This window comes from Gilliamella sp. Occ4-3, from assembly GCF_001690675.1.
GTDB lineage: Bacteria > Pseudomonadota > Gammaproteobacteria > Enterobacterales > Orbaceae > Gilliamella > Gilliamella bombi.
The window spans coordinates 1-13,045 of record NZ_LZHR01000041.1 but is presented as its reverse complement, the minus strand read 5'-3'; the positions used below and the strand labels follow the sequence as shown (position 1 = coordinate 13,045).

11 protein-coding genes are annotated in these 13,045 nt (G+C 34.1%); 5 read left to right on the top strand and 6 right to left on the bottom strand.

The genetic code is table 11. The annotated features are described in order from the left end of the window. Positions 1 to 26 precede the first annotated feature (26 nt). Positions 27 to 1,514, bottom strand: a complete 1,488-nt coding sequence (putP, locus tag A9G44_RS04140) for a sodium/proline symporter PutP (RefSeq protein WP_155266132.1) — start codon at positions 1,512 to 1,514, stop codon at positions 27 to 29. Between the two features lie 262 nt (positions 1,515 to 1,776). On the opposite strand from putP, the gene nth reads away from it, so the two are divergent. Together nth and smrB are read left to right on the top strand one after the other, a co-directional pair. Beyond that, entirely contained in the window at positions 1,777 to 2,415 is a 639-nt protein-coding gene (nth, locus tag A9G44_RS04135) for an endonuclease III (protein ID WP_034913279.1), read from the top strand. A gap of 6 nt (positions 2,416 to 2,421) precedes the next feature. Continuing rightward, on the top strand, positions 2,422 to 2,967 hold the full coding sequence (gene smrB, locus A9G44_RS04130; protein WP_065561077.1) for an endonuclease SmrB: 546 nt from the start codon (positions 2,422 to 2,424) through the stop codon (positions 2,965 to 2,967). 479 nt (positions 2,968 to 3,446) lie between these two features. Here smrB and cgtA read toward each other — a convergent pair whose 3' ends face one another. The 4 genes from cgtA to rplU all read right to left on the bottom strand — a co-directional run bounded on the left by cgtA (position 3,447) and on the right by rplU (position 6,251). Next, positions 3,447 to 4,613, bottom strand: a complete 1,167-nt coding sequence (gene cgtA, locus A9G44_RS04125) for an Obg family GTPase CgtA (protein ID WP_065609314.1) — start codon at positions 4,611 to 4,613, stop codon at positions 3,447 to 3,449. Continuing rightward, a complete protein-coding gene (locus A9G44_RS04120) occupies positions 4,613 to 5,578 on the bottom strand; it encodes a DMT family transporter (protein ID WP_065609309.1) in 966 nt (321 codons plus the stop codon). The genes cgtA and A9G44_RS04120 overlap by 1 nt, the downstream gene beginning before the upstream one ends. Before the next feature lie 88 nt (positions 5,579 to 5,666). Continuing rightward, positions 5,667 to 5,927, bottom strand: a complete 261-nt coding sequence (gene rpmA, locus A9G44_RS04115) for a 50S ribosomal protein L27 (RefSeq protein ID WP_034915250.1) — start codon at positions 5,925 to 5,927, stop codon at positions 5,667 to 5,669. A 15-nt stretch (positions 5,928 to 5,942) separates the two neighbouring features. Continuing rightward, on the bottom strand, positions 5,943 to 6,251 hold the full coding sequence (rplU, locus tag A9G44_RS04110; RefSeq protein WP_025314436.1) for a 50S ribosomal protein L21: 309 nt from the start codon (positions 6,249 to 6,251) through the stop codon (positions 5,943 to 5,945). Positions 6,252 to 6,482: 231 nt separating this feature from the next. Here rplU and narX point away from each other — a divergent pair, with 231 nt between their 5' ends. The 3 genes from narX to A9G44_RS04095 all read left to right on the top strand — a co-directional run bounded on the left by narX (position 6,483) and on the right by A9G44_RS04095 (position 10,174). Then, positions 6,483 to 8,291, top strand: coding sequence for a nitrate/nitrite two-component system sensor histidine kinase NarX (narX, locus tag A9G44_RS04105; protein ID WP_065609307.1), 1,809 nt, complete (start codon positions 6,483 to 6,485; stop codon positions 8,289 to 8,291). A 2-nt stretch (positions 8,292 to 8,293) separates the two neighbouring features. Further along, the gene (narL, locus tag A9G44_RS04100) at positions 8,294 to 8,947 is read left to right on the top strand and encodes a two-component system response regulator NarL (protein WP_034915258.1); all 654 of its coding nucleotides are present in this window, start codon (positions 8,294 to 8,296) and stop codon (positions 8,945 to 8,947) included. Between the two features lie 204 nt (positions 8,948 to 9,151). Beyond that, entirely contained in the window at positions 9,152 to 10,174 is a 1,023-nt protein-coding gene (locus A9G44_RS04095) for a DUF4272 domain-containing protein (RefSeq protein ID WP_065609306.1), read from the top strand. Between the two features lie 845 nt (positions 10,175 to 11,019). On the opposite strand, the gene A9G44_RS04090 is transcribed toward A9G44_RS04095, so the two are convergent. Then, positions 11,020 to 12,549, bottom strand: coding sequence for a hypothetical protein (locus A9G44_RS04090; protein WP_179854800.1), 1,530 nt, complete (start codon positions 12,547 to 12,549; stop codon positions 11,020 to 11,022). Positions 12,550 to 13,045 lie beyond the last annotated feature (496 nt).

Below are 13,045 nucleotides of genomic sequence, written 5' to 3'. Positions count from 1 at the left end.
ATATTCTAGTTTAAATAAGATTTATTCTAATTTATTTTGTTGTGATAACGTTTATACGCTTGTTTAAAATGATCTGCTACGATCTCGTTTGGCTTTTTATCAAAAAGACTAAAAATAATAATAGCTATAGAAGCAAATAAAAATCCAGGGATAAGCGAATACAAATTAAACCAATTAAAATTAATCCATAGCAACACAGTTACGGCACCAGTTATCATTCCAGCTAGTGCTCCATTACGTGTCATACGCGACCAAAAAACAGAAAATACGATTATAGGACCAAACGCCGCACCAAATCCAGCCCAAGCATGACTTACTAAATCAAGTACGCTATTATTTGGATTAATAGCTAATAAAATAGCAATAACTGAAACTAATAGCACCATTATACGACCAACCCATACCAGTTCCTTTTGTTTTGCTTTTGGTCTAAAAAACGCACGATAAAAATCTTCCGTTAGAGCACTTGAACAAACTAATAATTGACAACTTAATGTGCTCATTACCGCTGCTAAAATAGCGGCCAACAAAATACCAGCAATCCAAGGATTAAAGAGTAATTTCGACAATTCGATAAAAATACGTTCATGTTTACCATCATTAATCAAGTAAGATAAATCTGGATTATGAGCAAAAAAGGCGATACCAAAAAAACCAACCGTGATTGCGCCAGCTAAACACAAAATCATCCATGTCATACTAATCCGTCGAGCGTTTTTCATTACTTCATGTGAATCAGCAGCCATAAATCTGGCTAAAATATGAGGTTGCCCAAAATATCCAAGCCCCCAACCTAATAATGAAATAATGGCAATAAAATCCATATGAGCAAATAAATTGGTATAATCTGAATTGAGCGATTCAATATATATCAATGCATCAGAAAGCCCACCAGCATTCACCATAACCATAATTGGCGTTAGAATAAGTGCAAACATCATTAAACTAGCTTGAATAGTATCAGTCCAGCTTACTGCTAAAAAACCACCGATAAACGTATAGGCAATTGTTGCACCTGCACCCGCTAACATCGCCCAGCCATAGCTCATACCAAATGTACTCTCGAATAACTTTGCACCCGCAACTACACCAGAAGCACAATAAATAGTAAAAAATATTAGAATAATGATAGCTGAAATAATACGTAGAAGTGAGCTTTTATCATCAAATCGACGAGCAAAATAATCGGGTAAAGTTAGTGAATTATGATTGATTTCAGTAAAGACTCGTAATCGTCCTGCAATGAGTAGCCAATTTAAATAAGCACCAATAATCAATCCGATTGCAATCCAACTTTGTGAAATACCAAACAAAAAAACAGCACCAGGTAATCCCATTAATAGCCAACCACTCATATCTGATGCACCAGCTGAAAGCGCAGTCACAACACTACCGATACGACGCCCACCTAAAATATAATCACCAAAATTTTGCGTTGAGCGAAACGCAAAAAAACCTATGGCAATCATGCCTAAAATATATACAGCAAAGGTGACAATCATTGGTAAGGGCATATCTTTAAAAAACCTTATTTGATAAAATTAAGAAATAGTACTCTAGCTTATCATAAAATCACTATGCTAAAAAGTCAGTGAGTATGAATGTGAATACACAAATAATAAAAAACTAAGCAACATTAAAAATAAAAGTGTCTTACAATTATTAATCAGTATGTTTCATCGTTCCCATCTATATAAAAAATAAAGGCAACTTACAGATAAACAGTAAATAAAAGTATATAATATGCACCTTACTATTTTTTAATTAAATTATTTTGTGAAACAATCTACTCGTATTCAGATTCTAGAAAGATTAAAGGATCATATTAAAGATCCAACAACAGAGCTAGTGTATGAAACACCTTTCGAACTATTAATCGCAGTAGTACTTTCAGCCCAAGCGACTGATGTTAGTGTAAACAAAGCCACAAAACCGCTGTTTGCTATTGCGAATACTGCTGAACAAATTTTGGCTCTCGGTATTGATAAACTAAAAAGCTATATCCGTACCATTGGGCTTTATAACAGTAAAGCGGATAATATAATAAAAACGTGTCAAATTTTAGTAGATAAATATCAGGGTGAAGTTCCTGAAAGTTTTGATGCACTAATTGAATTACCGGGTGTTGGTCGTAAAACGGCAAATGTTGTGTTAAACACCGCTTTCGGTTGGCCTACCATTGCCGTTGATACACACATATTTAGAGTAAGCAACCGTACAGGTTTTGCACCAGGTAAAACGGTGGAGGTTGTTGAAGAAAAATTGCTGAAAGTCGTACCCAAAGAATATAAAATAAATTGTCACCACTGGCTAATATTACATGGCCGTTATACCTGTATTGCCAGAAAGCCTAGATGTGGATCCTGTGTTATAGAAGATTTGTGCGAATTTAAAGAAAAAATTTATCCAGAGTAGAAATCAATGCCAAATAAATTTAATTTAGACCAAGATGATATAAACTTGTTTAAAAATAGTATTGGTAACATCACCAAAAAACTAAAACAAGATACTGTCGTTCATAAACCACAAAAACGTTCACAAAAAGCAATAGAAACCCAAAAACAGCAATATGAAAAAATTAATGCTGAATTTTATTTTTCTGATGATTATCAGCCGCTATTGCAAGAAGACCCTATTCGCTATAGTCGAGAAAATGCAGATCCCTACGAAGTAAAAAAATTGCGTCGTGGATTTTATGAACCAGAATTCTTTTTAGACCTACATGGGTTAACTCAACAAGAGGCTAAAAAAGAAATTGCAGCTCTTATCGCAGCATGTTTACGTGAAAGAGCGCATTGTGCTTGTATCATGTATGGACATGGTAAAAACATCTTAAAAAAACAAACACCCATGTGGCTAGCTCAACATCCTCATGTTATCTGTTTTCATCAAGCGCCTAAAGAATTTGGTGGCAACGCAGCACTTCTCATTTTATTTGATATCGAGAACAAACTAATAAATAGTTAGCTTTTGAAAACTTAACTATCTAGATAATCATAAAAATAATTTTTTACTCTTCTTCCGTCAATTTTCATCTAAACCTTTGTGATGACATTAGCATGTAGATAAAAAACAAAAAATAAAATAACGTTAACTAAAGAATAATGTTTAAAAAATAGTTGTTAATAACATAAAACAAAAAAACCAGCTTAGCGATAACGTCAAGCTGGTAAACATTGGAAGCAATGTGAGCAATGTCATACTTTTTCAAAAGCCTCTAAAGCTCTAACAAAGTACAAAATAATGATAATGATTATCATTAACAAAATCAAGCATTTTTTTATTTTTCTAAGCTAAATAAAAATAAACGCACTATCCACTAATTTCATAATAAGAGGATTGATATTTAACAATATAAAAAATAAGCAGAATATTCCTATTCTGCTTTTATAAAAAATTGTACGCAATGGCTAATTTAGGCGAAATAAAATAGAGTATAATACTTATTATTTTTGATAAATAAATTCAACACCTTCTTCATCGCTTTCGTCCCAGTCATCAAAATCATCGTCATCATCAAAAGCCTCATCCATTGCTTGTTGATGGTAATCATCCCACATAAATTCCACTTTTTCAGGTGATGACTCTTCTTGTTCTGCTTCACGTGGATGCGTATTGATATATTCCATTAAGTCCCAACATAAAGCCTTTATACCTTCTTGATTAATGGCTGAAATAATATAATATTTATCTTGCCAATCAAGTGCCCTAGCTATTTCAGCTGCACGTTTAGCGCTCTCTTCAGGACCTAATACATCCATTTTATTAAATACCAACCAACGTGGTTTATTAGCTAATGTCTCGCTATATTGTTGAACCTCTTTGATTATCACTTTAGCATTTTCTATCGGATCTGATTCATCTACTGGTGCCATATCGATCAAATGAACTAAAACACGACAACGTTCAAGATGTTTTAAGAAACGAATACCAAGTCCTGCACCGTCTGATGCCCCCTCTATTAAACCAGGAATATCAGCAACAACAAAACTTTGTTCATTATCCATTCTTACTACACCTAAACTAGGCACTAAAGTAGTAAATGGATAATCGGCAACTTTTGGTTTAGCAGCTGAAACTGAGCGAATAAAAGTTGATTTACCAGCATTAGGTAAGCCCAACATCCCCACATCAGCAAGTAATAATAATTCTAATAATACATCGCGCTTTTCACCTGGAGTACCATCAGTTTTTTGCCTTGGAGCACGATTTACCGATGATTTAAAACGCGCATTTCCAAGCCCATGAAAACCGCCCTTGGCAACCAATACTTTTTGTTGGTGATGCGTTAAATCACCAATAATTTCACCAGTATATTTGTCGGTAATTCGTGTCCCCACCGGTACTTTAACGGTAATATCTCGGCCACGCTTACCCGTACAATCAGAACCCTGTCCATTTTGACCACGCTCAGCACGGTAATTTTTTTCAAACTGAAAATCAACTAGTGTATTTAAATTCTCATCAGCGATAAAAAAGACATCACCACCATCGCCACCGTCGCCACCATCAGGACCACCTTTAGGTATATACTTTTCTCGGCGAAAACCGACACAACCATTTCCACCATCTCCAGCTTCAACACGGATTGATGCTTCATCAACAAATTTCATTATTCTTCCCCTTTATTGCGGTTAATTAGCCAGCCTTTTCTTGGATGCCAAATATAATGCCCAATGGTCGCAAACATAGCACCCGCAACAACAGATACTGCACCAATATAACCTAAAATATTTAAATATTGCATAGCAAACTTTTCAGGCCAAATTAAAGCAAAAAAATCTGAAAAGATGAGCGAAAATAATGGCGTTAAAGTTGTTATTGCACTCACTTGTGCTGCTTGCCAGCGCTCCATAGCCATCACTAACGCACCATAAGCAATAATAGTATTTAAACCACAAAATATGATAGCAAACAGTTGAGTTGCATCAGCATTTATAATTTTACTTGGCGATGTAAAAGGCAACAAAAAAACAGTACAAATAAGGTAAATTAACCAAAGTAACTGTTCTGCACGTAATTTCTGTAATAGTACTTTTTGAGCAAGCGCATAGCAAGCCCATGATACCGAAGCCAGTAAACCAAGCCACACACCAATACCATACGAAGACATATTAGAAAACAGATCTACAATATTTTTATTAAAAAATAACGCAAGCCCAACTAATAATACTAAAATACCAATAATTTGAGTCGGCCTGAGTCTCTCTCTAAAAATAAAAGCACTTGAAATCATAAAAATCACAATGCCAGTTTGCCCAACAACCTGAGCAGTTGTAGCTGAAAGATACTGAACTGCATTAGCAAACAGTGCAAAATTACCCAACAACCCAAAACCTGCAATCATCAATAAAACAAAACGACGATGTTTTCTGAACATCATTAAATTAGGAAATTGCTTTTTGTAAGCCAACCAAATAGTAATACCAAGCGCTGAAATAGCCAATCTCGACCAAGCTAATGTTAATGGATCAACAACCACTAGCGCATATTTCATTGCAATTGGCACAATGCCCCACATCACTGCGGTTAACATGGCAAGTGCAAAACCTAATTTAACATTTTGCTGCTTTATCATATCACCATCAATTTTATATTAACTTCAAGAAATGAAAAAAGCCCCACAATAATTGTGAGGCTTCTATAACTTTTGAACCGTTTATGAACTAGCTGTTAGCAACTACACTAACATAACGACGATTCTTAGGTCCTTTAACTTCAAACTTTACTTGTCCATCAATTAAGGCAAATAGGGTATGATCACGACCACAACCTACATTAGTGCCTGGGTGGAATTGAGTTCCACGTTGACGAACTAAAATGTTACCAGCAAGAACTTCTTGACTACCATAACGTTTAACACCTAAACGTTTACTTTGGGAATCACGACCATTACGTGATGAACCACCAGCCTTCTTATGTGCCATTGTTCAATACTCCTATTAAGCGATTGCAGTGATCTTCACATCAGTGAACCACTGACGGTGACCTTGTTGTTTACGATAGTGTTTACGACGACGGAATTTAACAATTTTCACTTTATCGCCACGACCATGTTCAACAATTTCTGCTTTAATTGTTGCACCTTCAACAAACGGAGCACCAACTTTGATGTCTTCACCATTTGCTACCATTAAAACTTTATCGAAAACAACTTCTGCGCCTGTTTCGACTTCAATTTTTTCCAAGCGAACGACTTGTCCTTCGCTAACTCGGTGTTGTTTACCACCACTTTGGAAAACTGCGTACATACTTAACTCCGCAATAAAAAGCAGACGATTACTTGATTAAACATATATGTCTGCGTGATTAATCTTATAGGGCGTGAATTTTACGCAAATTTTATTCTTGTTGCAAGCGCTGTTTAACAAAAGATCGCAAAAAGTTACAAAAAAGATCAGATAGATACTCTTTTCAAGCTACAATAACCATAAATTACTATTTAGCTAAAATAAAATTACAAAATAATATTGAGTGTTTATATGTCGAAAATAAAAATTCGCCCCACCGAATCAATTATTAATCGTTTAACACTATTACTGTTCTGTTTAGGCGCTATTGCTTTAATCGCTTTATCGTTTTCAATCCAGGTAGCCAATGATACAAAAGGTGGGGCATATATGGTTAATCAATTAGGCCTACTAAGAATGAAGAACTACCAAATACTAACAATGGTTCCACTTAGTAAACAAGATTATGACCGTTTAAATATTTTTATTAATATTTCTTCATCACAAAAACATTTAACGCTTTTAAAACGCTACGATTTAATTAATGAATTTAATCAGTTAGAAACTGATTGGAATACTCGACTTATTACTAAAATACAGCAAGCACAAAAAATCGATGAAATAAGAATTGATATTGAAAACTATGTTGCTCGTATCAACCATTTAGTCGATAAGATTGATCAAAAAACCGAAAACAAAATTTATTATATTTCTCAATTACAACAGTTATTTATTATTATTATCGTAATTTTTTTAGCTGTTCAAATTTATTACTTACGTTACTACCTTCTTGCGCCATGGCAAAAACTAATCAGTATGGCTGAAGCAATTTCTAACCACAATTTTAAAGAGCGTTTTAATATTAAAGACAAAAAGAATGAATTTGATCTTTTAGGGCTAGCTTTTAACAAAATGTCCGAGCAAATTGAATCACAATATTTATTGTTAGAAAAACAAGTTGCAGAAAAAACAGCTAAATTACAACAAACCAATAAAATTGTTTCATTTCAATATCAAACAATTAAGCAACTACATACTTCAGAGCCATTGTGTGAACGTTTTCTAAAAATACTACACAAATTAGAAGATTTAGTACCATTAACTCAATTTAAAATCCGTTTTTATGAATCAAATGATCCTGAGCATTATCAACAAATCAGTTACGATAATGAGCAAAAATTACCTTATTGCCAAAATTCTAAATGCAAAGCTTGTTTAATCTCATCAAAATCTTATCAAAAAAATAACTTTCAACGCCATTGGCACCTTCAAGAAAACGGGGAAAAATATGGGATATTATTTGCTTTGCAGCCAAAAAATATCATATTAACCAATGAACAAGAAAACTTAATTGTGGGAGTTATCGAGCAAATGACTACTGCAATGAAGCTCGATAGACAAATTGAACAACAAAAACAATATTTATTAATAAAAGAACGCTCAGCAATGGCCAGAGAGCTGCATGATTCCATTGCTCAATCTCTATCTTGTTTAAAAATACACCTCAGCTGCTTACAAATGCAATCAGATTTAACATCACAAAGCAGTATTGATTTATTGGCAACAATGCGTAAAGAAGTCAATATAACCTACTCTCAACTAAGAGAACTAATTACCTCTTTTCGCTTACGCCTTAACCAAACGGGTTTTTATGCAAATTTAATGGAATTAATTGAGGAATTTAATCAAAAATTACAATTCAATATTCAGTTTGAATATTTATTGCCGCTGAATATTATCAATAGTAAATATGCATTTCATTTATTACAAATTATTCGTGAAGGACTAAATAACATATATAAACATGCTAAAGCCACACAGGTTATTGTCAGTTTAAAAATTGATGATCATCAAATTATTTCCGTCTGTATTGAGGATAATGGCATTGGTTTACAAAACAATATTAAACAGGATAATAGTTATGGTCTAATCATTATGCGTGATAGAGTTGAAATACTAAATGGTAATTTAACAATAAACAGTCCTCCCCACAAAGGGACACAAATTATGATAGCATTTAAGGTTAATAAAACCATTTCATTCAAAGCAATAGAAGAGTAAAAATGGAACAAATAAATTGCTCAATACTTCTTATTGATGATCATCCAATGTTAAGAAATGGCGTAAAACAGCTGATAAATACAGTCAACCATTTTGACATTGTGGGAGAAACTGGCTCTGGAATAGAAGGCGTTAAATTAGCCGAAGAGCTTGATCCTGATATTATTCTACTTGATATCAATATGCAAGATGTTAATGGATTAGAAATATTACGCTACTTGCGTGAAAAAAAAATATCGAGTCGCATTATTATGTTTACAGTATCAGATGCAAAAGAAGATATAATCACCGCACTAAAAACAGGTGCTGATGGCTATTTATTAAAAGATATGGAGCCTGAAGATTTTCTAAAATCACTACAAGAAATCTCGATAGGAAAGCTAATTATGGATAATGCTATTTCACATATTATCCTCAATTATATGCGTAATAACGAACAACTAGCTACAAAACAGATGCATGATGTCAGTTTATTGACACCAAGAGAAAATGAAATTTTTAATTTATTAGTACAAGGACTACCAAATAAGCTAATTGCAAAAGATTTAGGTATCGTTGAAAGCACAGTCAAAGTACATATCAAAAGTATATTCAAAAAACTTAATTTTAAATCAAGAATGGAAATGACAGTATGGTATTTACAAAGTAAGGAATAAACGTATACATTGAAAAATAAAATATATCTTGTTCAGCGATACACCAGATAAAATCATTTATTCAACAAAATAACAAACATCACAAAACGGAGTATAGCATTTAAAAAATATAGAAAACTACCATGATCTATTATAGAATTAGATTAAAAAACAGCCACTATTTATAATAATAAAAATACCAAATCTAAACTAGGAATATTTGAAATGCCAATATTGATAAATGCTTATTCTACAGTCACTCATCCACCAGCCATTAATTTTCCCTGCGAACGTCTATACCATCGCGGATTGGATGATTCTGAGTTGACGAAACACCTTGATGGTTTTATCGGTTATGTCATGCAAGCAGGAGATGGGCAGATGAATTCACGCCGTTATGCTTTGTATCGCCATATCCAACGAGTTAAACACCAATTTACCTTTGAGATTGAAGAAGATAATTTCAATGAATTTACCACTTGGGGCTGGCAGGCGAATGCAATTATATTTATGCCTGATGGAACTATTCGGAATCCTGACGGAGATGTATTACAAGATCCTGATGGTAACATTGATTTAGATGTAATCGTCCCTTATCCACTAGAAGCATTAAAGCGAAAAACAAAAACTGAACAGTATTTAGCCAAATTGGGGTTGCATACACCTACACATTTACCACCGGTTATTGCCGAATCGGAAGTAATACTTAGAACACCTGACGAAGTAGCTAAACGAGCCTTAGCAATAATGTTAACAGGTATTCAGGCTGAAAGTTTTAGAGAAAATGATCCAATTAATCCGATGGAATTTAAAGAACGTTGTCCAATGGGGTTTGAGGCTTTATCAAATAATGAGCGCGACTTTATTTATAGCGAACAGCCGACAGAGCAAGATGTGATAGAAATGTCTTGGAAATACGAAGCATTATTACCTTTACAATGGGCTATCAATTGGCAATCTGAGCTCCCTTTTGCTGATACTATCTGCGATGTTTCATCGTTAGTTGACCAAGGAATGCAACATAGTGGGCAAGATTTTTCAACCGTGGCCTTAAGACCAGTTAGTGAATTGTTAGATGCTTTAGATTTACACTACCGCTTACATTGGATAACCACAGATTTTCGAATGAAAGATAAGCAACCTCCCGCATCGATTATAAGTGATGTTATTCAAGAGCGTCATTATGCTTTAAATTGGTTAACCAATTTTGAAAATGCTGATTGGGATGATGTCGATACACCAACCTAATATTTTCATCTTCTCATTTGTTGACATCATATTTAATATGGTGTCAAAGTTCTAAATATTAACCATAATATCAAAGCTAATAAATAGTTTAAACTTTCGTTTTCTATCTTTTTAAATCGCTAAATATTTGCTGATTATGTCACATCACCATAAAAAGAATTAACACGATCCTTACCAAAATATTATACATAGCCCCCTCTATCATTTTTTTATTTTGATAATATTGTTGTTCATATTGTTCTAGCAATACCTAGTTCTTGGCTGAACAACCACGCATACAATAATAATAGATTTCAATATATTTAAATAGTGCTTTATTGGCTAGCATCCTCGGTCACTGCGAACGAGCATATTTTTAAGAAAGTAACGCCGAAACAAAGCTTGCTTTAATGTATTACAGACTAAATGACGGTCTAGGTAACGACTCGTTTGCCTAGCTTTTCGATATTATGAAAGTTAATATTCCCCCATAAAATCGTTCAGGTAGAGCATTGATTTTATTAAAGTTTTTTTAAATTTAATGTTTTTGTAAAATCAAACACTTATAGTTTGCTTTATGTTTTTATTACGATGTTTTTTTGGATTATTTACCACTCTTACAAATTGCTGACAACTGCAGCAGGATAGCAAAGAGACCATTTTATCCCAGCTAAAGCCAAAAATTGCTAAGAAAATCGCTCTATCTTCTTAGCTCATACATTGCTACTAAAACTATTTAAAGCAAAAGCTCAAAACGTCCGAAACTATACCGAATAAAAACAACCATTAAAGTTTACTTTTTTTAATAGATTGTCTGCTATTGAGAATATAATTCCCCCCAGCAGTCAAGGACTAAATCCGAAAGGCTAATTAGCAGCACAAAGTCCATTCCTACTAGCTCTCCCACCGAGCACATCACCGTCGTCCGAGTCAACACCGAATAAGTAATTATTTCCAGTATCACTTGTCCAGTAGTTGCGACTAGCAAAATCTGCGTTGGTATAACGGCTCATATCTCCCCACTCAGTAAAAAAGCCTACGCCAATTCGACGCTGGTAATGATTACCAGATGATGATGGGATGGCACCGACAGAACCTTGACACCAGTGACCTGACCACTTACCGGAACAAACCGCATTAGTTAAATCTTTTACCTGTGGAAAACGATAACCTAAATGGCTACACCAAGAAGCTTGTTTAGAAGCGTCAGTCGCTCGAAATCCACGATTAACGAACCATTGCTTCAACACAAACCCATACTTGACAACCACACTACCTTGACTATCTCTACCCACTAACTCGAATGTTTGAGGCAAGGTTGGCTTGCTAATTGGACTTGGGGAATCTGAGCTTTTTTGGTTATCACTTGCCCTAGGACCCGTTAACGTAACGCGCATTACCTCTACTGAATGATTGGATATCCAATTATCGCCTGCATTTGGTAACGTCCTTGTCACAGTAGCTGTTATTCCCCCATGTGTAACAGGAGTCCAAGTCAACTGACTACCTCCACCTATGTCTAAATCAAAGTACAAACCATCTGCACCTGTTGTCGGAAAATTTAATTCGTAAAATGTTGGATTAGTTGATTGAACTAGAAATCCTTTAGTTGGATTCCAAATATTAGCTGGACCAGCGTAATCACCTGCACCATAGGTTAGATTTGGTCTTACATGACAGATTTTAGGAGGTAAATTTGGGCTGATGTAGTACTCCACCGATTGACGGTGGAAATAATTTGTATCTGGTACACCGTACTGTGTTTTTAAAGACCCCTCTGTACTACTTAATATCACCTTATAAGGTGCTTTACAAATATCTAAAATATCATTACGACTAACAGCATTACCATTTTTATCGGAAAAATAAGCAGATAGATTTCCTTTTGCGGTTACGCCATTTATTCCCTGACCATCACCATCATCATCGCCCCAATAATGATAAGTGTTCACTATATCATTTAAACTGACTGAATCAACTGATGAGGGAATCAACATGTGAATATCACTTAAAGTACTTCCTTTAGGTAAAGTTATTGGATTTGTTACGCTTGATGTATTGGTTGATGGAGTAACTATTGTTCCATCCAATAGAGTGATATTCAATAAATCATCGGTTGTGATCGCTTTAGTTTTACCACCATCAAATGTTAAATATGGTGCACTACCTTCTATAACATTACTAGTATGCGCAGTTAATGCCTGCAAATTAGGCGAATACGGCAATAACAACAATGGCACTAATATCAACGTTTTTTTTGTAGATAATTGTATGGATAATTTCGATGCTAAAAATGAAGTAAGTGTAAAAACTCGTCTAACGTGGTTATTTAATAAATTTAAGACATAGGTTTGCCAGTGCTGGTGTCTGGTGTTGATAAGTATACTGCATAACATCCCTTTTGTAAAGTAATATATTGTTTTATTTTATTTTTTTAACGATCTATAATCTATAAAATATAGCTGAATTAATTCTAATTTTTAAAATTATAATGTTTAAAAAAAATTTGGCTACATTTTTAACTAAAAATTTTGTTAAGATTTATTAAGATACTTGATTTTGTTTTTGGATGTGCTGAGTTTTTATCTTGTGATAAAACACACTCGGCTCAATAAAACAGAGTATTATAAGAAAAATGAAAAATAGAAGAATTAAATTCCATTAACTCTTTTCCTTCATCAGGATGTGCCGTCACCTAAGCGAAATTAGCACGCCAAATAATAATGTTTGGTAAAGTATTGATATAAATGTTATTTCTTTCACAAAAAACCTGGATTCAAACATGAAGTGCAATTTTAAACACGGTGGAGTGAAGAAAGTAGAAAGGTGATTTATACTAGCACCTTCGCACCACCACAGTTTGGAGATTGCTATGTATTATAATCACCTTTC

What these genes read in the sequence shown, in the direction of transcription:
- A9G44_RS04095 (WP_065609306.1), top strand. Translation starts at nt 9,152, where the DNA reads ATGCCAATATTGATAAATGCTTATTCTACAGTCACTCATCCACCAGCC.
- cgtA (WP_065609314.1), bottom strand. Translation starts at nt 4,613, where the DNA reads ATGAAATTTGTTGATGAAGCATCAATCCGTGTTGAAGCTGGAGATGGT.
- A9G44_RS04090 (WP_179854800.1), bottom strand. Translation starts at nt 12,549, where the DNA reads ATGTTATGCAGTATACTTATCAACACCAGACACCAGCACTGGCAAACC.
- rplU (WP_025314436.1), bottom strand. Translation starts at nt 6,251, where the DNA reads ATGTACGCAGTTTTCCAAAGTGGTGGTAAACAACACCGAGTTAGCGAA.
- A9G44_RS04120 (WP_065609309.1), bottom strand. Translation starts at nt 5,578, where the DNA reads ATGATAAAGCAGCAAAATGTTAAATTAGGTTTTGCACTTGCCATGTTA.
- narX (WP_065609307.1), top strand. Translation starts at nt 6,483, where the DNA reads ATGTCGAAAATAAAAATTCGCCCCACCGAATCAATTATTAATCGTTTA.
- narL (WP_034915258.1), top strand. Translation starts at nt 8,294, where the DNA reads ATGGAACAAATAAATTGCTCAATACTTCTTATTGATGATCATCCAATG.
- putP (WP_155266132.1), bottom strand. Translation starts at nt 1,514, where the DNA reads ATGCCCTTACCAATGATTGTCACCTTTGCTGTATATATTTTAGGCATG.
- smrB (WP_065561077.1), top strand. Translation starts at nt 2,422, where the DNA reads ATGCCAAATAAATTTAATTTAGACCAAGATGATATAAACTTGTTTAAA.
- rpmA (WP_034915250.1), bottom strand. Translation starts at nt 5,927, where the DNA reads ATGGCACATAAGAAGGCTGGTGGTTCATCACGTAATGGTCGTGATTCC.